Raw genomic sequence first — 21,587 nt, forward strand, 5'->3', positions numbered from 1 at the left:
CCGGATACCGCTACCTATTGCGTCCAATCCGGTACCGCAGGTGGGATTCGATTGCGGTGGCCGCGGCGGAGGCGCCTCCCGCGTTGCGGACCGTCGAGCTCATTGCCGCCACATTCCGGCGTATCTCGCTGCTGGCGCTGACCTCTGAAACCGCGCCTAGAAGCGTCGCCGGAGCGAGATCCTCGGCTGCCAGCCGCCGGCCCAGGCCAAGTTCCTCGAGCCTGCGGGCTGTGGCTTCCTGCTCAGGCTGTTGCGGGACGGCCACCATGGGGACGCCGAAATAGAGTGCTTCCATGGTCGAATTCATTCCCGCGTGGGTGAGGAAAACATCCGCCTGGCGCAGGACCAGGAGCTGCGGAAAGAACGGCCGTAGCCGGACGTTGAGAGGAACTGTTCCCAGCGAGGCGGGGTCAGTCTGTTCTCCGATGGCCATCGACACATCCCAGTCGGTGTGGCCGAAGGCGTCCAGACACGACCGGAAGAAGTCGGGCCGCCGGTTCAAGGGCGTGGTTCCCAACGAAATGAACAACACGGGATTCGTTCCGTCGCGGGTCCATTCACCCTCCGCATCGCGTCCGCTCACGCTGGGGCCCACGAACGTGAACCGTTCATCAAATGTCTCCGCCATGGGCTGAAACTCGCGGGGGATGAAAACGATGTTGAACGGCGCCGGCGGGCCGTCGAACATGCGGGGAGTTGAGACTCCCTGTTCCGCGGCGAATTCCGCCATGGCGCGACCCATCGCCTTCCAGACTTCTGCCATCTCGGGAGACGGTGCGGCAGGCATCAGAGTCCTGAAGGAGAAATGCTCATTCGTGGCGTACGTGGGCATCATGGCGACGGCTGGTACGCCTAGTTTTTCAGCCGCCATGACGCCGCTGATCGTCATGGCGTCAAAGCAGACTGAGTCAGGCTTGTCCTCCCTCAACTCGAAGTGGGGCTACAGCCGCTGGAACAGATTGAGGAAGTTGCCCTCGCTGTCTAGGAACCAGGCAGCTTTGCCCGCAGTGGTGGTGGCGATGCCGTTCTCGGTCTTCAGTCCCGGGAAATCGTAGTCCTCGAAGGTAACCCCGCGGGCGCGCAGATCGTCAACGTCCTTCTCGATGTTGTCGCTACCCCACCCCATTTGCGTGTTCTTCGCGGTGCCCGCGTTGTCAGTCATATATAGCAGGAAGGACGTTCCGTTCCCGCAGCGGTAAATCAGGTTCTCATCGTCAAGCACTTCCGAGGGCTCGAGTCCAAGCACATCCCGGTAAAAACCTTGCGCCCTGGCAAGGTCCTTCGCGGGAAGGACAGCGATGATGTCACGTTCCTTGAGCATGATGAATTCTCCTTTTTACACAGGTCCCCGGGGAGCAGTCCGCGCTGCCCGGGAAGCGCGGCGACATGCGGACGCGCGCCAAGAAAGGTCCTGATGCGCACCATGCTAGGCCTCGGGCGCTGAGAGTCAATGGCTCGCAGAAACGTCGCCCGTTGCGGTCGTCCACGTCGATGGCCGGGCCTGGCACCGCCCGTTTCCGGCCCCTCAGCGGTGGCCGGCGCCAATTGTGGTGCACGTCATGGAAAACCCTTGACAAACTTGTACAACTCTTTCCATACTGGAGAAGCAAGAGTTTCAATGAAGCAACTGGAGGACTGATGTCGGCAAAACTCACGGACGTCGCAAAGCTGGCGGGAGTCTCGCTGGCCACAGCGTCACGGGCGTTCGGTGACCCGAGCCGGCTTGCTGCCGAGACACGCCAAAAGGTGGTGGATGCCGCCGTTCAACTCGGGTACGACGTGCCGGGACTCACCGGCGCCCGGACCTTCGGCGTGATTGTTCCGGACATTTCCAACGCAGTGTTCGCAGCGCTGATCAAGTCCATACAGGACCAGGCCTGGCACGGCCGGCACCGCATGATACTGGCCGACACCGCCGAGTCCTCGGCCCGGGAGCGTGAGCACCTCGGGTCGTTCGCCGCCGGCGTGGACGGCATCATCCTCTGCTCGCCCAGGCTTCCCTCGGACCAGATCCACCAACTGGCCGGCAACGCACCCCTCGTGGTGATCAACGGTGAAGCGGACCACGCGGCACGGGTGCTCATGGAAGCCGGCGAAGGCCTCCGCCAGGCAGTGGAGCACCTTTATGCGCTGGGGCACCGCAAGCTCGCCTACATTCCCGGTCCCGCATCCTCCTGGGCGAACGGACAGCGCATGACGGCCATCACACGCCTCTGCACCGAGTGGGGCGTCGAGCTGGTCACTGTGGGCAACCAGAACGCCACGGTCGACGGCGGCCTGGCCGCCGCCGCTTCGGTCGTCGCCAGCAGCGCCACCGCCGTCATTGCCTACAACGACCTCGTCGCTATCGGCATGCTCGCCGGCGCCCGCACACTCGGCTACCACTGCCCCGAAGACATCAGCGTGGTGGGCATCGATGACCTCGACATTGCCGCCGCCGCCGAACCCGGCCTGACATCTGTCCGCGTTCCCATTCACCGCAGCGGTTCCCTCGCACTCGAACTCCTCCTCGAACAGATTGCCGGGAAGCCGACGGCCACCGAGGCGGTCCACCTCAATTCACAGCTCATCGTTCGCGGCTCCACCTTCGCTGCACGCACCGCAGACCAAGCGCTCCAAGGAAAACAATCATGAGAATCGTCATCGCCGACCCCAACCTGATGCCCCAGAGGGCCACCTTTGAGGCCGCGCTGCCGCAAGGCACAGTCACGTCCTGGCACGACAGCTGGAATGAACACGCCGTCCTGACCGACCTGAAAGACGCGGACGTTTACGTCGGACCCAAGTTCACCGAGGCCATGGGCGCCGAGGCCCGCAACCTTCGCCTGGTTCACGTCGCCGGCGCTGGATACGACGGCATCGACGCAGATGCACTGCCCGCCGGCGTGGTCTGCGCCAACACGTTCCACCATGAAGGCTCCATCGCCGAGCACATCGCCGCCGTCCTGGTAGCCCTCCGCCGGAACCTTCTCGGCCAGGACGCTGCCCTCCGTTCCGGACTCTGGGCCTCCTCGGTCTACTCACCGGACATCCGGCAGCCAGAGACGCTGCGGGGCGCGGTGGTGACCTTCCTGGGATTCGGCCACATCGGTAGTGCCGCCTGGAACCTCCTCCGGGCCTTCGGCGCCGAAGGTATTGCGATCACCCGAAGCGGTTCGGTGAACGCGCAGGAAGACTCCCTGCGGTGGGCAGGCAACACAGACCGCCTCAACGAAGCACTCAGYGAGTCCGACATTCTCGTCGTCAGTATCCCGCTGACCGCCGAAACGACCTCTCTGATCGGCGCCGCCGAGCTCGATGAACTCGGCCCGGACGGGCAGCTCGTCAATGTCGCACGCGGCCCCGTGGTCGACGAAACCGCGCTCTACGATGCCCTGAAGGACCGGCGGATCGCGGGTGCCGCCGTCGACGTCTGGTACCAATACCCGGACACCGACGGGCGCGGCGAACCCTCCGCCATGCCGTTCAGCCGTCTCGACAACATCATCATGACGCCGCACGCCTCCGGCGTCACAGCGGAAACCTTCCGCGGCCGTGCCCGTGAGATCGCCGACAACATCACCCGCCTGTCCCTGAACCAGCCACTGAAGAATGTAGTGATTTCCCGATGACCCGAAAAATCGTCGACGTCGACGTCCTTGTCACCAGTCCCAGCCGCAACTTCGTCACCCTGAAAATCACCACCGACGATGGCATCGTCGGCTGGGGTGACGCCACCCTCAACGGCCGCGAGCTCTCCGTGGCCAGCTACCTCCGCGACCATCTCGCCCCCGCACTCCTCGGCAGGGATGCCGACCGCATCGAAGATACGTGGCAGTACTTTTACCGTGGCGCTTACTGGCGGCGCGGGCCGGTGACGATGGCCGCCATCGGCGCCATCGACCTGGCCCTGTGGGACATCAAGGGCAAAGCCCTGGATGTCCCGGTCTACCAACTGCTCGGCGGTGCCGCCCGCGACAAGATCCTCACCTACACGCACGCAACCGGCTGGGACCTTCCCGAGCTCCTCGACTCCGTGGAGCAGCGCCGCGAACAGGGCTTCCGGGCAGTCCGCGCCCAGTCCGGCGTTCCGGGCCTGGACAAGGTCTACGGCGTCACCAAGGGTGCCGCCGGCTATGAACCGGCCGGCCGCGGCGCCGGACCGGTTGAGGAAGACTGGGACACCTCCGCCTACCTGCGCCACGCACCCAAGATCCTCGGCGCGGTGCGCGAGCACGTTGGCCCGGAACTGAAGCTGCTCCACGATGTCCACCACCGGCTCAACCCCACCGAGGCGGCCCGCCTGGCCAGGTCGCTGGAAGATGTGGACCTGTTCTGGCTCGAGGACGTGACCCCGGCCGAAAACCAGCGCCTGCTCCGGACCCTGCGCCAGCAGACCACCATCCCGCTCGCCATCGGCGAGGTGTTCAACACTGTCTGGGACTGTGAACAGCTCATCACCGAACGGCTCATCGACTTCATCCGCACCGCCGTCGTCCACGCCGGAGGCATCTCCCACGTCCGCAAGATCCTCGCCCTGGCGGAGGTCTACCAGATCAAGGGTGCCCCGCATGGTCCCTCGGATGTCTCTCCGATCAACCTTTCGGCTTCGCTGCACCTGGGCCTGGCCACCAGCAACTTCGCGATCCAGGAATACATGGGCTACGACCCCCTGGTCTCGGAAGTATTCCGGTCCAGCTTCCGCTTCGAGGACGGCTACCTCCATCCCGGCGACGAACCCGGCCTGGGGGTTCAGGTGGACGAAGAAGCCGCGGCGCGCTTCCCGTACAAACAGGCGTATCTGCCCATCGCCCGGGAACTCGACGGCTCCATGAAGGACTGGTAACCGTGGCTTCCTCGTCAACGCCCCCGCTGTCCGCCAAAACGCCCGGCATTCTGCGGCGTGCTGCCACTCCCGCACCCGGGATCGTGCATCTGGGGCTCGGCAACTTCCACCGTGCCCACCAGGCCGTATACACCGACGCAGCCATCACCTCGAGGGGAGGCGACTGGGGCATCATCGGAGTCTCCAGCCGTTCCTCCGCCCTACCGGACGCCATGCACGCCCAGGACATGCTCTACACAGTGGTGGAGATCTCGCCCGAAGGCTCCACGTTCAGCGTCCCACAGGTCCACACGGACGCGTTCGTCGCAGCCCGCAACCCGGACCGTGTCATCGCCGCCATCGGGGATGCCGCCACCCGCATCGTTTCACTGACGGTGACGGAAAACGGCTACAACTACACTCCCGCCACCGGGTCGCTTAACCTGCAGGACCCGGCCGTTCAGCATGACCTCGCCAACTGCATCTCTCCGGGGACGCCCATCGGCCAGATCGTCCGCGGGCTGCAGCGCCGCGCCCGCACACACGCCGAGCCTGTCACCGTCCTCAGCTGCGACAACCTTGCCGACAACGGCCACCATACGCAGCGTCTCGTCCGCGAATTCGCGTCCATGCTGCCTGCGGCGGAGGCCGCCGAAACCCTCGCCTGGATCGACTCCCACGTCAGCTTCCCGTCATCCATGGTGGACAGGATCGTGCCGGCCACCACCGATCAGTACCGCATGCTCGTGGCCGAACAGCGCGGCTACGCCGACCTCATCCCGGTCCCGGCCGAACCCTTCACCATGTGGATCGTGGAGGACAACTTCATCGCCGGCCGTCCCGCCTGGGAAGCGGGCGGCGCCGTCTTCTCCAGCGATGTGGCCAGCTACGAACAGCTCAAGGTCCGACTGCTGAATGGCACCCATTCCCTCATCGCGTACCTCGGTGCCCTGTCCGGTGCCGCCACCATTCCGGAGTCCGTCACTCAAACCCACATTGAACTGGCCGCCCGTTCCGTTCTTAAAAACGAATACCTCCCCAGCGTTTCAGTACCGGCCGGGGTGGACGTAGATGCCTACGAGGAACAGCTGTTCTCCCGCTGGCGGAACACGGCCCTGGGCCACCGCACCAGCCAGGTGGGCTCAGACGGATCCGTCAAGCTCCGCCAGCGGATCCCGCTCCCGGCACTGCAAATGCTCGACGACGGGCGTATTCCGCAACTCCTGGCACTCACCACGGCAGCCTACCTGTCATGCATCGCACCGCTGGGCGGCTTCAACCCCGGTACGCACGCGGAAGCCATGGAGGATCCGGCACGCCCACTTCTGGCCGGACTCGCTGCCCGCTCCCGCTCCGGCCGGGAGCTCGCCGGGATGGTCCTCGGGGACCACCACCTCCTCGGGGAAGAACTGGCCCAACGTACCGACTTCATCGAACGCACAGGTCAGCTGATCGACATCATCCACTCCTCCGGACCGCTCGCCGCCATTGCCGACGCCAGCGATCCATCCCCCCACGCAGCCATCGGGAGCACCCAATGACCACCCAGACCCTCAACACCAGCCACGCCGCCGGCTTGCCTGCCGGCACCGAAGCAGCTGTGCTGCACGGGGCCCGCGACCTGCGGATCGAGCACAGACCCCTGAAGTCGCTCGGCGCCAACGACGTCCTGGTCGAGATGCGCTCCGGCGGCATCTGCGGCTCAGACATGCACTACTACGCCGACGGGCGCAACGGCACCAATGAACTCCGCCAGCCGACGGTCCTGGGTCATGAAGGCGCAGGCGTAGTCATCGCGGCAGGAACGGCCGCAAGCATCGCCGCGGGCACCGCCGTCGTCATTGAACCGGCCCTTCCCTGCCGGACGTGCCCCACCTGTCTCTCGGGCCGGTACAACCTCTGCCCGGCCGGCACGTGCTTCGGCTCGCCGCCCACGGACGGGCTCTTTGCCCGCCACGTGGTTGTGCCCGAAGCCGCCCTGCACGAACTGCCCGGCTCCATCCCCGCAGAAATCGGGGCCGCCATCGAGCCGCTCGCCGTTGCCGTGTGGGCGGTCCAGCGGGCCCAGGTTCAAGCCGGCCACCGGGTGCTGATCACGGGAGCCGGTCCCATCGGGCTGCTGGTTGCCCAGGTCGCGGCGGCCAGAGGCGCTTCGGAGATCGTGGTGACGGACGTCAACGACGACCGACTGGCCGCAGCCGCGAAGTTCGGGGCCACGCGCACGGTGAACACCGTGGCAACCCCACTGGACCTGAAAGGCATGGACCGACTGATCGAGTGCTCCGGCAACGCCCACGCCCTTCACGACGGTATCCTGACACTGGCGCCGGCAGCCCGGGCCACAGTCGTCGGACAGGCCCGCCCCACGGTGGACGGCATACCGCTCGGGTTCCTCCAGCGCTACGAAATCGATCTGGTGACTGCCTTCCGCTACGCCAACGCTTTCCCTGCCGCGATCGCGCTCGCCTCCGCCGGCACGGTGGACCTCCGGTCCATCATCACCGGCAAATATCCCCTCGCGGCGGCAGCGGAAGCCCTGACGGCCCCGGTCACCGACCCCACCAACCTCAAAATCATCATCACTTACTGAGCTCACCAGCACGAGTCCCGCTGGTTGAGCCTGTCGAAACCAAGAAACCGCATCTCGCCAGGCTCGATCACCGCAGGACATCCATTCAAAGGAGTATGGAAATGACCACAGGAAATCCCCAACCCTCTACAATCGATCAGAGGAAGGTGCGCAAGGCGGCTCTGGCAGGCCTGATCGGCACCACCCTTGAGCTCTACGACTTCGTCATCTACGGCACGGCCTCAGCGCTGGTCTTCAGCAAGCTGTTCTTCCCGAACATTTCGCCGGCGGCCGCCCTGCTCGCCAGCTTCAGCACGTTCGCCGTCGGCTTCCTGTTCCGGCCGCTCGGCGGGATCTTCTTCTCCCACTTCGGAGACCGGCTGGGCCGCAAATGGATTCTCGTGGTCACCCTGCTGCTGATGGGCGGAGCAACCCTGGTGATCGGCCTTCTGCCGACCTTCGAGCAGGTTGGCATCCTCGCACCCATCCTGCTGTGCGTCTGCCGCGCAGCCCAGGGCTTCGGCGCAGGCGCGGAGCAGTCCGGCGGTGCCACACTGCTGACCGAATCAGCAACAGCGGGAACCCGTGGAAAGCTCGCCTCCCTCATCATGGTCGGCGCTGCCGCCGGCACAGCGTTGGGCGCCCTTGTCTGGATCGCAGCCCAGGCGCTGGCCCCCAACGACATGATGACGTGGGGATGGCGTCTCGTCTTCCTTTCGAGCATCTTCGTGACCATCGCAGCCCTCGTCATCCGGCGCAAGCTGGACGAATCCCCTGTCTTCAAGGAAATCAAGCAGCAGCAGACAGAACCGCCCGCACCGCTCAAGGAGGTCATGAAGAACGGCAAGGCGAACGTCCTGCGCGTCATTCTCATGAACTTCGGCGTCAGCACCCAGTCGTACACGATCCAGGTCTTCATGGCGTCCTACCTGATCACCGTGGTGGGAACGGATCCCAAATTCATCCCACAGGTCCTTCTCATCGGGTCACTCTGCGGAGGCTGCGCCGCCGTGGCCTTCGGCATGCTTTCCGACAAGATCGGGCGCCGCCGCGTGGTTTCCATCATCACCGGGGCGCTCATCCTCTTCCCGGCCCCGGCCTTTATGCTTCTCACCACCGGCTCGCCGGTCGCGATCATGCTGGTGATGATCATCGGCTTCATGCTGGCCTGCCAGGGAGTGGTGGGCGTCCACATGAGCTACTTCCCGGAGATCTTCGGCAGCCGCTACCGCTACGCAGGCGTCACGCTGGGTCGTGAGTTCTCGTCGATCATCGGCGGCGGCATCGCCCCCATGGTCTGCGCCGGCCTCCTCGCGGTCTTCAGCAACTCATGGGTTCCGGTGGCCATCTACATGTCCCTGGTCATGGCGGTCAGCTTTATTGCCACCAGGCTCTCCCCCGAGACCCTCAACCGCGACCTGACGGACCCCAACGACGCCGGCCGTGACGGCCTCACCGCCCCGGCGACCGCCGTCGTGGCTGACTTAGCCGTCACCCGGACCGCCAAGTAGCACCACCACAAGATCCCGACGGCGGCACCAGCCGCCGTCGGGCAGGCCTTCAGCCCGCCACTGCAAAAGTCAGCCGACCACAGCAAAAGGAATTCCCATGCAGCGCCCCGACGATCAAGGCATCCTCACCCGCCCGGCCCCGTCCACCATCCTCAGCGACACCCGCGTGGTGGCCGTACTGCGGGCCCGTCACGCCTCCGATTACGCCCCTGTCATCGAGGCGCTGCAGCGCGGCGGCGTCCTCAGCATCGAGCTGACGCTGAGCACCCCGGGAGTATGGGCTGAACTTCCCCGCCTTCAGGAGCGGTTCGGCGAAAGGTTGGAGATCGGTGTGGGGACAGTGACCGAAGCAACGGACGCAGAAACGGCCCTGGACCTGGGCGCCGCCTACATCGTCACGCCAGTCACCGATCCCGATGTCATCGCAGCATGTGTCCGACGCGGTGTCCCCGTGTATCCCGGAGGCCTGACTCCGACGGAACTGCACGCCGGCTGGAAGCTGGGCGCCACCGCCGTCAAGGTCTTCCCTGCCTCCACGGTAGGCCCCGGCTACGTCTCCCAACTGTGCGGGCCATTCCCCGACATCCAGGTGATTCCCTCCGGCGGCGTGAATATCGAGGACGTTCCGGGTTGGATCAAGACAGGAGCCCTCGCCGTCAGCCTCGGCGGCCCCCTCCTCGGAGACGCCTTCCAGGGAGGGGACCTCCAGGAGCTCACAGCGAGGGCGCGGCGCGTGCGTGACCTCGTCGCGCAGACCGCAGAGCTGATGGGTGTGAACCCATGAGCGCCATCCCGGCACCGTACGTGCTCACCTTCGGCGAAACGATGGCCCTGATGCGCGCTGAGCAGGTCGGCCCGCTGGCCCACGCGTCAACCATGAGCCTGGGCATCGGAGGCTCTGAATCCAACGTGGCGATCGGTCTTCAACGCCTCGGCGTACAGAGTGTGTGGTGCGGACGCGTGGGGGCGGACTCGCTCGGCCAGCTCGTTGAGCGCGAAATCCGCGCGGAAGGCGTCGACGTCCGCGTCGCCGTCGACCCTTCCGCCCCTACGGGCCTGATGATCAAGGAACGCCGAACCCCCGCCACACAGCGCGTCAGTTACTACCGCGCCGGCAGCGCCGGATCCCGGATCACGCCGGAGGACATCGACGCAGAGCTTATTTCCGGCGCCAGCCTGCTGCATGTCAGCGGAATCACGCCGGCCCTTTCCGGGCAAGCCGAAGCAACCCTCAGATACGCCATCTTGGCGGCACGCGCCGCGGGCGTGCCGGTGTCCTTTGACCTCAACTTCCGCGGCAACCTTTGGTCACCCGAAGGTGCCAGCAGCGTCTTTCGGGACATCATTCCGCTCGCAGACATCGTCTTCGCAGGAGACGACGAAGCAGCGATAGCGGTCGGCGCCGCCGAGCCGGAGGAACTGGCCCGGCGGATAGCCGCACTCGGGCCCAGCCAGGCTGTCATCAAACTCGGTGCGGAAGGAGCCCTTGCGCTGATCAACGGCCGAGTGTACCGACAGGCGGCAGTCACCGTCGTGGTGGTGGACACCGTCGGCGCCGGCGATGCATTCGTCGCCGGCTACCTGGCCGAACTCATCGGAGACCGCGGCCCCGAGGACAGGCTTCAAACCGCAGCAGCAACCGGCGCCTTTGCCTGCCTTGTGCCCGGGGACTGGGAAGGCTTCCCGCGTCGCAGCGAACTCATGTTGCTCGACGCCAAGGAACCCGTCTCCCGCTAGCATCCCTGGCGGACAGGACTACCGCCTGACGACGACGTCATCGATGTAGCTGTCTCCCATCTGGCGGGGATGCTCGGCTCCGAATTGAACCTTGCTCAGGCTAGTGGCACCGAAGCCCACGTTCTTGGAAAACACGGAGGCGCCGTCAAACAGGACCTGGATCGAGGACTTGGCGCCATTCGTCCTGACCTGCATCTGGACGCGGTGCCATGTGTTCAGCGGGACGATTGAGGGCTTGAGATTCGTGTACGAAAACGTCCCGTTGGGATTCGTGACCCTCAGCCACAGCTGTCCGGTGCCGTTGTCGCGGAACACATCCGCAATCCGGGTAGCCCCGGAGAAGAACCGCACATAGGGCACGTTGTTCCCCCGAAGGCCGGCTGTGGTGATGTTGACCCACGCGTCTGCGCTGGCCCTCTTGGTTCCCGAGGGCAGCGCCAAGCCGATGTTGGCCACAGATCCGATATCCGCTGTCGCGCGGAGTCTGGCCGAACACGTTCCGGAGTGGGCCTTCGGGCTGGCAACACTCACCGATCCGTTGCCCGACCTCGTGGCGATGAACGGGGAGAGGGTGTTGCCCTCGAAGTTGGTGGCAGTCAATATCTTGCCCGACGATGTGCTGGTGGGGGCAGCCGTTCCCGGGCGGCAGGTGGCCGCAACAGCGGCGTGTGCTGAACCGAAGATCAGGCTGCCCGACATCAGCAGCCCGAGGCTTCCGACCGCCCCCAGTTTCCGTAGATTGCTCATGGCACATCCTCACTGTGTTGATCCGGCAGTTCCACTCGGGCTAATGCTTGATCCGTGAGCTTGGAAAAACCTTGGAGTTTCCTTGGGACACCCCCCTCTCCGTGTCCCCCAATTCGGGGGGTGAACACCTGCCGGCGGCCTCTCCACAGGCCCATGAACGCAGAGGATAATTGCGCCGAGAGACAACGGCCAGCACGGACACCAGGGGGCCCGGATGCATACAGTCCCGCGTATCACGGTGGAGGTCCCGGTTCTCAGCATCGGCTCCGGCCCCTCCGACTATGAGCAACTGGGCAGCTACGTCGAGGGGCTGCGGAGGCAGCAGGGGCTGCACCTGACCCTGCTTCACCTCGGTGTCCTGGAGGACTTTTCCCTGGACGTCGCGGAGTGGACAAAAGACGTCACCAGTTCCGCGGACGCCAGCCGCCGGACGGTTGACTGGTTGCAGGGGCTACCGACCCTGGGGGGCTTCTCCGGAAGCGCCGAACAGCTGATCGTGCTCGGCGGCGGAAGCGTGTGTGGACTTGAGGTGGACGTGCCCGAGAGGGTACGTGACTATCAGGTCTCCCTCGTGCAGGCACTGCACGAACTGCTGGACGAGCTGCTCGTGGACAATGTTGATGACTTTATCCTTGGCTCACGCGCCCTTGGCTTCAGGTACCCCCGTTGGACACCCCATATTGCCGTGGGCCGCCCACGGACCCGGCGCGGCGGCTCTTGGGAAATTGCACCGCTGGCGGTCGAATTCGGCGAATCACGGATAAGGAACCGCCGGTTCCTGCCGTCCGCGGGGGCCGGGTAGGGCGGCCTTCCACGGGATGAGGCCTCCGCCTACGCTGGTGGTATGCCCAGACTCAGCGTCAACGGCGTGGATCTCTACTACTGGGAGCAGGGCGAAGGAATCCCCGTCCTGGGCGTTCATAGGACGCCCGATTCGGCCGTGACGTGGACGGTGCCGCCATGGAACTCGCCCGGCACGGCCGGTGCATCATCTATGACCGCCGGGGCTTCCACCGCAGCGCCCCGCCGGTGCCGTTCGAGACACTGGACCTGGTGGACCACGTCGACGACGCCGCGGCCGCCCTGGCCGGGTAGCACGCCGGGCCGGCCGTGGTGATCGGGCGCCGCGCGGACGGTCTTATCGCCATCGAACTTGCCTGCCGGTTCCCCGACAAGGTTAAGGCACTGGTCCTCTTGGAGCCGGCCCTGTTCACCATCGATCCGGATGCTGAGGCGTGGGCCCGCGGCCTTCGGCTCAGGGTGCCGGAGCGATCGGCCGGTCCGCCCGGACTGCTCCCGGAGACGGTATTCCGGCCAGCGGCCGCCTCATCAACCCCGCCCATCCGGCGGTCCTGGACTTCGTGGACCGCATTGCCGCCCGCGCCGACACCTGGGCCTAGCCGGGACGTTCGCTCGGCGAACCGGGCCGGACGGGAAATTGCCCACGGGCCTCGCCCCTATCTCTGGTCCTATGCTTGGCGGAGCCCTAGGGTGTTGCCGTCGGGATCGCGGAACCATGCACCACGGGCGGGACCGAGCTGGGCGATGTGGCCGGTTGTGGCAAGCGGCCCTTCAGCGTAGTCCAGGAACTCGACACCCTTGGCAACCAGGTCCTGGATCACGGCCTCGATATCGTCCACTTCGAAGTGGGCAAGCGTATGCTCCGTCGTGACGGGCGGGCGCCTGAACACGGAAATCTCGCTGGCGGTCCCGCAGCGGTACCGGACGGCGACGGCGGTCTCCCACAGGAATGTGAGGCCGAGGGTATCGCCATAGAACTTCTTCGCACGCTCGAGGTCCGTGACCGGGACCGTTGCTACCACCATGGTTGCCGTGATCATTCACTGCCTCCTTGTGCAGGCCCGAACCATGGGTGCGGCCGCTCTGTGTTGTGTCGAAACTGTCCGGATGCTACCCCGAATCCCGTCCTGCTCCCCAGACAATCTACGTCTGTACGATGGACTCGATCGGCTTCGGGGAAGTTATTGGATCGGCATGGCGGTGGAGAATCTTCCATTTTCCCTCTTCCAATCGGAAGATCGTCGTCACCCGAAGTGATATCGGCGACGGCTCGGCGGCTCCGCCGACCTTCGCACGCGTTCGTTCGATCTCGAGGATGTAGGCCAGGTCTGTGCCAGTATGCCCGGAGATTCGCTCGAATCGGGTGGGCTCGCCCTCCGCGAGCTGGGACGACGCCCGCTCCATGGTGTTTTCGACCTGGCTCCAGCCCCGTGCAGGCGGCCCGAGGGGATTGGCGAGCGTGACATCATCCAGCCTGGAAAACAGCTGCTTGTTCGGCGCGGGGTCTCCCCTTACGAATGCATCAAGCGCTCGATGATATTGCTCCACGATCAGATCGAGATCGGACCCTGTCATTCGTTCCTCCAGCCTCGCTTGCGAGCGGACGCCTCCGTGTGGCTGCGGTGTTCGGCCATGGTCGCACCGTTCATCAGGGATGTCTACCGGTTCCGCTGGCGTTCGACGGCGGCCGCTTGCCCATGCGGGCTGAGTCGGCGGCCCTTCCGATGGGGGGCGTCAATCTTGGGCCACAACTCGCCGGAGCCACGTGCTATCAATGTTGTCGGCACGACATAGGTGTTCGGTTCGGCCCGGGAACCGTCGATTCGCGCGAACAGTCTTTCGGCCGCCATTTGTCCGATTCTTTCCGGGTCGGGGGCGACGACCGTAACACCGGGTTCCAGGATTTCCGTGAGGGCGAAGTCATCAAATCCGACGAGGGCGACCGAATTGTGGAGGCCGGCTTCGCGCAACGCCCTGATGGCGCCGATGGTTGAGGGACCGTGACTGGTGAAAATCGCCGTCGGTCGCGAGCCGGACCGCACCATTGTTGCGACCGCGTTCTGTGCAGTCTCCGCATCATCCAGGTCCTGGAGGACGGGTACATCGGTAGTAGGGACGCCCCAACGGCCGAGTTCCTCCATGAATCCCCGCTCTCGTTCGCGGGCGCTCCGAAACCCCAGGTGGTCCCCCGGGCCGCAGTACGCGATGCGACGGTGTCCGTGACCGAGGAGATGACGAGCGGCATGTGCGGCACCGGTGAAATCGCCCGAGATGACCGCGTCCGCGCCCACTCCACCGGATGCCCGGTCAACGAACACGAGCGGGGTGCGCCGGGCGGCGCCTTCGGCATGGTACGCGCAGCTCCCGCCGGCCGTCGTGAGGATCATCCCGTCGACACGGCGACGCTGTAAGGCCTGCATAATGGCGTGCTCCCGGATCGGGTCATCCCCGTGGCTGGACGCGAACACGGCGGTATCCCGTTCCCAGGCCTTCTGCTCAATGGCGCGGTGAATTGCGCTCGAGATCGGGTTGGCAACGCTTTCCACGACCAGCCCGATGGTGAGCGTCTTTCCGTTTGCCCGCTTGAGGTTGCCGGCGTTCAGGTCAGGCTGATAGTCCAGTCGCTCGATCGCTTCCCGGACGCGATGAACCGTCTCTTGGGAAACGTTGGGTTCGGCGTTCACGACCCTGGAGACCGTCTTGATTCCCACGCCTGCGAGAGCGGCGACGTGGCGCATCGTTGGACGCGACCGGCCCGAACCGGTGATGTGGGCTGTGTCGAGCATATAATTTTCCGTTGCCTTCGTTGAGATCGGGGCTTCGTGCAGCCTGGGAACGGGATTTCAGGGATTCCAGGGCAGCCCGGGCACCGCCGCGGTGAAGGTCGTCCAAGGCCCAGCTGGCGACGATGGCCGCGGAGCGGCGGATTTCCCCGCCCTGTTCCAGGTTGATGCGGACGACGGGCAGCATCCATTGGGGGATCCGGTCCGAGCTTTCGGTGCAGAGTCGGGCCAGGGTGTCCCGGACGTGCTCGTGGGAGAACCGCTCGATGAGGGTGTGCTTAAAGCCTCTGGGTCGATGCCGGGCACGGGCTGGAGGGTGGGGTGGCTTCGTTGTCCATATAGTCGAGAAGGAACCCGGCGAACAGGGGGTCCTGGGCCACCTCGTGGGCGTAGCGGTAGCCGAAATAGCACATCCCCTGATGGCCGGCATTGAGCAGAGCTTCATCAACTCGTAGGGTTCGACGTCCTTCACGATCTGGACGCCGGCGGCTTCGAACGGAGGACGCCCGAGGCTGAAATGGTCTTCGAGCACCCACTGCTCGAACGGCTCGCACACCACCGGCCAGACGTCCTCGACCCCGAACTCCTCGGCTATGACGGCACGGTCCGTATCCGTGGTGACCGGGGTGATCCGGTGCACCATGCTGTTCGGAAAAGGCACGTTCTCCGCGACCCAGGCGCTAAGCTCCGCGTCCCTGAGCTTTGCAAAGGCGGTGAACATCTTCCGGGCCACATCTCCGACGCCGAAGTGGACGATCCCGGCGGTCAGCCCGGAGCGGTCGTAGCCCGGTGTGGCCAGGGAGGCGTGGGCCGTGGTTGCTGTGGTGCTGTTGAGGGTCCTCATGCTGTCAGCCCTCCTGGGCCATTGACGGCACGGGCAACGGGCCGAGTTCCGCGGAGCGGGGCGGATTTGCACCTTGCCGGGAGCAGGTGATCGCCGCGGCGCGGTTGGCGTAAGCGGCGACGGTGTGCAGCTGTTCCGGCGTAAGCGATTGCAGCCGCTGCCTGCCGCCGGCGCCGAGCGCCTGAAGCTGGGCGAGTCCGAAGATGAGCCCGGCCATGAAGGAATCGCCGGCGCCCACGGTATCTGCCACGGTTATGGGTTCGGCTGCCATCTCCACCCGCCCCTGGCGGGCGAGGATGACCGGGCCGGAGGCTCCTCGCGTCAGGGCTACGATCGCGGGCCCGAGTTCGAGCCACGCTTCCAGGCTTTCGTCCGGTGTCCGGTCCGGGTAGAGCCAGCTCAGGTCTTCGTCGCTGGCTTTGACGATGTCGCTGGCAGCCACAAATTTTTCCGCCTGCCGGCGGGCAGCGGCCGCATTAGGGCTGATTGCGGGCCGGCAGTTGGGGTCGTAGCTGATGGTCGCGTGTTCACGGGCTGCCTCCGCGAGGACCAGGGTGGCCTGCTCCCCTGGCGGGAGCACGGTGGCGATCGATCCCGTGTGGACGTGGGTGGAACCTTCGACGGCGGCCAGAGCGGGCAGCGACGCCCCGTTGATTTCCCAGGTGATGGAGAAGGTGTAGTCGGCAGCACCGTCGGGGCCCAGTGTGGCGAGAGCCGTGGATGTCGGCGTAGTCCCACCGTTGATCACATCGACACCGTTGGACCGCAGATGTTCGCCGATCATGAGCCCGTAGCGGTCGTCGGCGTAATGGGTCACCAGACTCGTCTGCAGGCCCAGGCGGGCAGCCCCCACAGCCACATTGAAGGGGCTCCCGCCGGCGTGCGCCTGGCTTGCCGCCGGCCGGCGGGGGTCACTGATGATGTCGACGAGGGATTCGCCTATGACCGTCAGGACGGTGTTCCCGGCAGCCGGGATAGAGGCGGATGAGGTGTCATGTGATGGCATGGCTGCTTCCTTGCAGTGTTACTTCTTCGCTCAGGACCAGGGATGAGCCTGGCCGCCGTGGACTTTCCGGCCGCGATGCCGGCCAGCGGGGCCTTCCTGCCCGGCTGGCCGGCACCGATGACGCGTTTCAGCGGCCAGGGTAGACGACGGCTTTGAGCTGGCCGGGCTGCTTGCCCGCTTTGAGCGCCTCTTCGGATTCGGACAAGGCGAACTTGCCGGTGACGAGGATGTCCAGATCCACTGTGCCGTCGGCAATCAGCTGGATCGCCAAGGGCCAGGTGTTGGTGTAGCGGAAGACGCCGGAGAGCCAGATCTCCCGGTTCTGGATGTACGAAACGGGGAGTTCAACGTCGTCCGCCCCGAGCCCCACGAGGATGACCTTCCCGGCGGGTCCGACAGCCTTGATGCCGGAGCGGACGGCCTGCGGGGCGCCGGAGGCGTCGATGAAGGCATCGACGTCCAGGCCTTCGACCGTGTAGGTTTTGGCGTTAAGGGCGTGGGTGGCGCCGTGTTCCAGGGCGAAGGCCAGGCGGTCTTCGGCGACGTCGGTGATGTGGATTTCGGTGGCGCCGTAGGCGCGGGCGGCCTGGGCGGCGATGATGCCGATCGGGCCGGCGCCGGCGATCAGGACCCGGCTGCCGGGCTTGATGCCGGCCCGTTCGCAGGCCCAGAGTCCGACGGAGAGCGGTTCGATAAGGGCGGCTGCCTCATCGCTGACGCTGACCGGGATGTCGTAGGCGAAGTCGCTCTGGATGGTCACGTATTCGGCGAACGCGCCGTCGATCGGCGGGGTGGCGTAAAACTCGATGTCCGGGCAGAGGTTGTACCGGCCGGCCTTGCACTGCTTGCATGTCCGGCAGGGCCGCTGGGGTTCGACGGCGACCCGCTTGCCGATGCGGGCAGCGTCGACGGCGCTTCCGACGGCGGCGATCCGACCGGAGAGTTCGTGGCCGAGGATGAGCGGGTGGTCCACCACGTAATCGCCGATCCGGCCGTGCTCGTAGTAGTGCACGTCGCTGCCGCAGACGCCGACGGCGGCTACCTGGACCAGGACCTGATCGGCCTCCAGTTGCGGAACGGGCAAGGTTTCCATGGCCATGTCTCCCTGGCGCTTCAGGACGGAAGCGCGCATCGTGGCGGGCACGTCCGTGCTAGGGGTGACGGTCTGGGCGGTGGGTGTTGTCATCGAAGTAATCCTCTGCGAATCGAAAGTGGGGGTGGCCGGTTATTTGACGGCGCCGAGTGAGAGGCCCTGGACGAGTTTGTCCTGGGCGGCGAAGCCGGCGAAGAGTACCGGGAGGGAGATGACGACGGCGGCGGCGCAGACTTTGGCGAGGAACAGTCCCTGGCTGGAGACGAAGCCGGTGAGGAAGACCGGGGCGGTGCCGGCGATGACGCCGGTGAGGACGCGGGCCAGGAGCAGTTCGTTCCAGCTGAAGATGAAGCAGATCAGGGCGGTCGCGGCGATGCCGGGCATGGCCACGGGGGCGATGATCGTGCGGAGTATCAGCAGCAGGCCGGCGCCGTCGATCTCGGCGGCCTCGAGCATTTCCACCGGTACTTCGGCGAGGAAGGAGCGCATCATCCAGACCGCGATGGGCAGGTTCATCGAGGTGTACATCAGGACCAGGAACCAGATGTTGTCCAGGGCGCCGGTGCTTTTGGCGAACAGGTAGAGCGGCAGGATCGCGGCGACGACCGGCATCATCTTGGTGGAGAGGAAGAAGAACATCACGTCCGTCCACTTTTTCACCGGCCGGATCGAGAGGGCGTAGGCGGCCGGGATGGCCAGGACCAGGACCAGGACGGTGGAGAGGATCGAGGCGGTGGCGGAGTTGATCAGCGGCGGCCAGGGGCTCACGCCGGAGCTGGCGCCGAAGAACTCCTTGTACGCGTCCAGGGTGAGGTTGGCCGCGATCGAGGGCGGGTTGGTGGCGGCGTCGGTTTCGGAGTGGAAGGACGTCAGGATCATCCACAGGACCGGGGTGGCGAAGAGCAGCGCCAGCAGCCAGGCCGCGATGCCGGCGGCGGTGTTGTTCCGGGTCGGGTCCATCCGGGACTTGCCCCGGCCGGACTTTCCGAATCCGCGGCGGGTGCCGGTGGCGTTCGGGCCTGTTACAGGGCTGCGGGGTGTGCTTTGGGGTGTGGCGGGGGTGAGGGTGCTCATCGTGCTGCCTCCTTCTTGAAGAGCGAGAATACGGTGCGCAGGGCGAAGGTGGCCACGATGATGGTGCCGATGACCACCACGACGCCGGCGGCGGAGGCCAGGCCGTATTCGTTGGCGAAGTAGAACGTCTGGTAGATCGCGTAGGGCAGGTTCGCGGTGCCCAGGCCGCCGGAGGTGAGGGTGAAGACGGCGTCGAAGTTCTGCACGATGTAGATTGCGCCGAGCAGCCCGCCGAGTTCCAGGTACTGGCGCAGGTGCGGGAGGGTCAGGTGCCGGAAAATAGCCCAGGAGGTGGCGCCGTCCATCTGCGCGGCTTCGACGGTGTCCATCGGCCGGGACTGCAGCCCGGCGAGCAGGATCAGCATCATGAACGGGGTCCACTGCCAGACCAGGGAGACGATCACGGCGGCCAGCGGTGCCTGGGACAGGAGGTCCGGCTGCGGCGGGGTGTCGGAGCCGAACAGGGACCAGATCCAGGTCAGGGCGCCGTTGATCAGCCCGTACGTCGGGTTCAGCAGGGCGTGCTTCCAGATCAGGGCAGCGGCCACCGGGACCACCAGGAACGGGGCGATCAGCAGGGTCCGGGCCAGGCCGCGGCCGATGAACTTCTTATCCAGCAGCAGCGCCAGTCCGAGGCCGATGACCAGGCTGGCCAGGACCACCGAGACGGTCAGGAGGATGGTGGTGAAGATCGCCTGGCGCAGGTCCGCGTTGGTCAGGACCTGGAGGTAGTTTTCCAGGCCGGCGAATCCGGTCTGGTCCGGGCGGAGGCTGTTCCAGTTCAGGAACGAGATGACCAGCGTCACCACAAACGGCAGCTGGGTGACGATGATGAGGAAGATCAGGGCCGGCAGCAGCGGCGCACGCCGTGCCCAGGCCAGAGCGCGTTCACGTGATCTGGCGGTCTTGGATGGTTTGGGTGCGCTGTGCCCGGAACGGGGAAGGCGCGCTGTTGCGGTAGTCATGATGCTCTCCTGCGGTCCCGCGGCCCGCCCGTCAGGCGGGCCACGGAACCGGTTAGTGGATGATTACTTCGTGTACTGGTTACTTCTTGTACTTGTCGCCGATTTTTTGTGCGGCGTCCTGGCCCTTGGCCAGAGCGTCTGAGACACTGCCCTGGCCGGCGATGGCGGAGCTGACACCCTGGGAGACCGTGGTGCCCAGATCAGCGAATTCGGGGATCCCGACGAACTGGATGCCCACGACGGGGCGTTCCTGCACGCCGGGGTTCTTCGGGTCCGCGTTCTCAATCGCTGAGCGTTCGGCCTTGAAGAACGGGGCCGCCTTTTGGAACTCGGCGTTCTCGTAGGTGGAGATGCGCTTGCCGGATGGGACCTTCGCCCAGCCGAGCTTGGAGGCGACCAGTTCCTCGTACTTCTTCGAACTGGCCCAGGCGATGAACTTGCCGGCAGCGTCCTGCTTCTTCGACGCAGCCTGGACACCCCAGGACCAGGTCCACAGCCAGCCGGAGGACTTCGTGTTCTTCACCGGGGCCTGGGCGTAACCGATCTTGCCCTTCACCGGGGACGCGTCCGCTTCCAGGGCACCGGCGGCGGACGTCGCGTCGTACCACATGGCGACCTTGGACTGGCTCATGTTGTTCAGGCACTCGGTGAACCCGGCCTGCGCGGCCCCCGCCTCACCGTGCTCCCGCACCAGCTTCGTGTAAAACTCGGTCGCCGCGGTGAATTCGGGGGCGTTGACCTTCGCGTTCCAGTCCTTATCGAACCAGGTCCCGCCGAACGTGTTCACCACCGTGGTCAACGGCGCGAAGACCTGGCCCCAGCCCGGCTGCGCGCGCAGGCAGATGCCCTTCATCCCCGCAGCCGCACCGTCCGCCTTCGCCGCGAGGTCAGCAACCTGGTCCCACGTGGGCTTCTCGGGCATGGTCAGGCCCTTGGCGTCGAAGATGTCCTTGCGGTACATCAGGAAGGAAGACTCCCCGTAAAACGGCTCCCCGTACAGCTTGCCGTCCTTGCCCGTGAGGGAGGCGGTGTAGGCCGGAAGGATGTCGCCCTGGTTGAACTGGGCATCCTTCGCGACATTGTCCAGCGGCGCCAGCCAGTTGTTCGCGGAATAGAAGGGGATCTCGTAGTTCGAGAGGGACGCAACATCGTACTGGCCGGCTTGGCTGGAGAACTCCTGGCTGATCTTGGCCCGGACATCATTTTCCGGCAACACCGTGTAGTTCACCTTGATGCCGGTGTCCTTGGTGAAGTTATCCGCCGTCAGCCGCTGCAGGTCCTCCATCTGCGGATTGTTCACCATCAGGACGTTAATGCTGTTCTGATCACCGGCAGCCGTGCCGCCACCGGCACCGGAGCAGGCCGAAGCGGACAGGACCAGGCAAACTGCTCCGGCGGCCAGTGAGGCAGCGCGCATTTTTGAGCGCATTAAGGACTCCTTTGTTCTTCATGGGGGTGCACAGTCACCACACTCCAACTGCTGTGTCGAAGGATCGGACTGGAGCGAGGCCTGGGACCGGGAATCCGATGTGCCGCGCTGATGTTCCTCAACATTAGGCTTGTGGGACAGGGCACAACTAGCGTCTTGGTTGCCACTTTCTGATACTAATTTTCCCAAGACGATGCTCGATGTAGGGGCTAACCTTGGGGAAG

22 protein-coding genes and 1 pseudogene are annotated in these 21,587 nt (G+C 65.4%); 11 read left to right on the forward strand and 12 right to left on the reverse strand.

Annotation, left to right across the window (positions count from 1 at the left end; translation table 11 throughout):
- Positions 1-10: 10 nt before the first annotated feature.
- Complete coding sequence (locus tag AC1D14_RS12805) at positions 11-928, reverse strand: macrolide family glycosyltransferase (RefSeq protein WP_476968597.1); 918 nt, start codon at positions 926-928, stop codon at positions 11-13.
- A gap of 12 nt (positions 929-940) precedes the next feature.
- Positions 941-1,321, reverse strand: a complete 381-nt coding sequence (locus AC1D14_RS12810) for a VOC family protein (protein ID WP_230117250.1) — start codon at positions 1,319-1,321, stop codon at positions 941-943.
- Positions 1,322-1,638: 317 nt separating this feature from the next.
- On the opposite strand from AC1D14_RS12810, the gene AC1D14_RS12815 reads away from it, so the two are divergent.
- From AC1D14_RS12815 to AC1D14_RS12850, 8 genes are all read left to right on the forward strand, one after another.
- Positions 1,639-2,634 carry a LacI family DNA-binding transcriptional regulator gene (locus tag AC1D14_RS12815; protein ID WP_476968598.1) on the forward strand — a complete coding sequence of 332 codons (996 nt, stop codon included), beginning with the start codon at positions 1,639-1,641 and terminating at the stop codon, positions 2,632-2,634.
- Positions 2,631-3,611, forward strand: a complete 981-nt coding sequence (locus AC1D14_RS12820) for a 2-hydroxyacid dehydrogenase (RefSeq protein WP_230117252.1) — start codon at positions 2,631-2,633, stop codon at positions 3,609-3,611. The genes AC1D14_RS12815 and AC1D14_RS12820 overlap by 4 nt, the downstream gene beginning before the upstream one ends.
- Positions 3,608-4,825 carry a D-mannonate dehydratase ManD gene (gene manD, locus AC1D14_RS12825; RefSeq protein ID WP_230117253.1) on the forward strand — a complete coding sequence of 406 codons (1,218 nt, stop codon included), beginning with the start codon at positions 3,608-3,610 and terminating at the stop codon, positions 4,823-4,825. The genes AC1D14_RS12820 and manD overlap by 4 nt, the downstream gene beginning before the upstream one ends.
- A gap of 2 nt (positions 4,826-4,827) precedes the next feature.
- On the forward strand, positions 4,828-6,345 hold the full coding sequence (locus AC1D14_RS12830; protein ID WP_230117254.1) for a mannitol dehydrogenase family protein: 1,518 nt from the start codon (positions 4,828-4,830) through the stop codon (positions 6,343-6,345).
- Positions 6,342-7,394, forward strand: a complete 1,053-nt coding sequence (locus AC1D14_RS12835; protein ID WP_476968599.1) for an alcohol dehydrogenase catalytic domain-containing protein — start codon at positions 6,342-6,344, stop codon at positions 7,392-7,394. The genes AC1D14_RS12830 and AC1D14_RS12835 overlap by 4 nt, the downstream gene beginning before the upstream one ends.
- A 101-nt stretch (positions 7,395-7,495) precedes the next feature.
- A complete protein-coding gene (locus tag AC1D14_RS12840) occupies positions 7,496-8,884 on the forward strand; it encodes an MFS transporter (RefSeq protein ID WP_476881808.1) in 1,389 nt (462 codons plus the stop codon).
- Between the two features lie 97 nt (positions 8,885-8,981).
- On the forward strand, positions 8,982-9,668 hold the full coding sequence (locus AC1D14_RS12845) for a bifunctional 4-hydroxy-2-oxoglutarate aldolase/2-dehydro-3-deoxy-phosphogluconate aldolase (RefSeq protein WP_476968600.1): 687 nt from the start codon (positions 8,982-8,984) through the stop codon (positions 9,666-9,668).
- Positions 9,665-10,621: a sugar kinase gene (locus tag AC1D14_RS12850; protein WP_230117258.1), complete on the forward strand. Its 957-nt coding sequence runs from the start codon at positions 9,665-9,667 to the stop codon at positions 10,619-10,621. The genes AC1D14_RS12845 and AC1D14_RS12850 overlap by 4 nt, the downstream gene beginning before the upstream one ends.
- A gap of 18 nt (positions 10,622-10,639) precedes the next feature.
- Here AC1D14_RS12850 and AC1D14_RS12855 read toward each other — a convergent pair whose 3' ends face one another.
- Entirely contained in the window at positions 10,640-11,368 is a 729-nt protein-coding gene (locus tag AC1D14_RS12855; protein ID WP_476881805.1) for a hypothetical protein, read from the reverse strand.
- Positions 11,369-11,582: 214 nt separating this feature from the next.
- On the opposite strand from AC1D14_RS12855, the gene AC1D14_RS12860 reads away from it, so the two are divergent.
- The 3 genes from AC1D14_RS12860 (at position 11,583) to AC1D14_RS12870 (ending at position 12,768) form a co-directional block, all read left to right on the forward strand.
- Entirely contained in the window at positions 11,583-12,170 is a 588-nt protein-coding gene (locus AC1D14_RS12860; RefSeq protein ID WP_230117260.1) for a hypothetical protein, read from the forward strand.
- A gap of 158 nt (positions 12,171-12,328) precedes the next feature.
- Entirely contained in the window at positions 12,329-12,463 is a 135-nt protein-coding gene (locus tag AC1D14_RS12865) for a hypothetical protein (protein WP_476968601.1), read from the forward strand.
- A 140-nt stretch (positions 12,464-12,603) separates the two neighbouring features.
- Entirely contained in the window at positions 12,604-12,768 is a 165-nt protein-coding gene (locus AC1D14_RS12870) for a hypothetical protein (RefSeq protein ID WP_230117261.1), read from the forward strand.
- Positions 12,769-12,837: 69 nt separating this feature from the next.
- Here AC1D14_RS12870 and AC1D14_RS12875 read toward each other — a convergent pair whose 3' ends face one another.
- The 9 genes and pseudogenes from AC1D14_RS12875 to AC1D14_RS12915 all read right to left on the reverse strand — a co-directional run bounded on the left by AC1D14_RS12875 (position 12,838) and on the right by AC1D14_RS12915 (position 21,363).
- Positions 12,838-13,209 (reverse strand): VOC family protein, encoded by a 372-nt coding sequence (locus AC1D14_RS12875; protein WP_230117262.1) that lies wholly within the window; start codon positions 13,207-13,209, stop codon positions 12,838-12,840.
- A gap of 103 nt (positions 13,210-13,312) precedes the next feature.
- A complete protein-coding gene (locus AC1D14_RS12880; protein WP_230117263.1) occupies positions 13,313-13,744 on the reverse strand; it encodes a YybH family protein in 432 nt (143 codons plus the stop codon).
- Positions 13,745-13,827: 83 nt separating this feature from the next.
- Positions 13,828-14,853, reverse strand: coding sequence for a LacI family DNA-binding transcriptional regulator (locus tag AC1D14_RS12885; protein ID WP_230117318.1), 1,026 nt, complete (start codon positions 14,851-14,853; stop codon positions 13,828-13,830).
- 208 nt (positions 14,854-15,061) lie between these two features.
- A pseudogene (locus AC1D14_RS12890) lies at positions 15,062-15,697 on the reverse strand (mannitol dehydrogenase family protein); the annotation flags it as partial.
- A 103-nt stretch (positions 15,698-15,800) separates the two neighbouring features.
- Entirely contained in the window at positions 15,801-16,802 is a 1,002-nt protein-coding gene (locus tag AC1D14_RS12895) for a carbohydrate kinase family protein (protein ID WP_476968602.1), read from the reverse strand.
- A 127-nt stretch (positions 16,803-16,929) separates the two neighbouring features.
- Positions 16,930-17,988, reverse strand: coding sequence for an NAD(P)-dependent alcohol dehydrogenase (locus tag AC1D14_RS12900; RefSeq protein ID WP_230117265.1), 1,059 nt, complete (start codon positions 17,986-17,988; stop codon positions 16,930-16,932).
- A 39-nt stretch (positions 17,989-18,027) separates the two neighbouring features.
- A complete protein-coding gene (locus AC1D14_RS12905; RefSeq protein WP_476881799.1) occupies positions 18,028-18,969 on the reverse strand; it encodes a carbohydrate ABC transporter permease in 942 nt (313 codons plus the stop codon).
- Positions 18,966-19,934, reverse strand: coding sequence for a carbohydrate ABC transporter permease (locus AC1D14_RS12910; protein ID WP_476881798.1), 969 nt, complete (start codon positions 19,932-19,934; stop codon positions 18,966-18,968). The genes AC1D14_RS12905 and AC1D14_RS12910 overlap by 4 nt, the downstream gene beginning before the upstream one ends.
- Positions 19,935-20,013: 79 nt before the next feature.
- The gene (locus tag AC1D14_RS12915; protein ID WP_476968603.1) at positions 20,014-21,363 is read right to left on the reverse strand and encodes an ABC transporter substrate-binding protein; all 1,350 of its coding nucleotides are present in this window, start codon (positions 21,361-21,363) and stop codon (positions 20,014-20,016) included.
- Positions 21,364-21,587 lie beyond the last annotated feature (224 nt).

It is taken from the genome of Arthrobacter sp. P1_B11 (assembly GCF_056406715.1).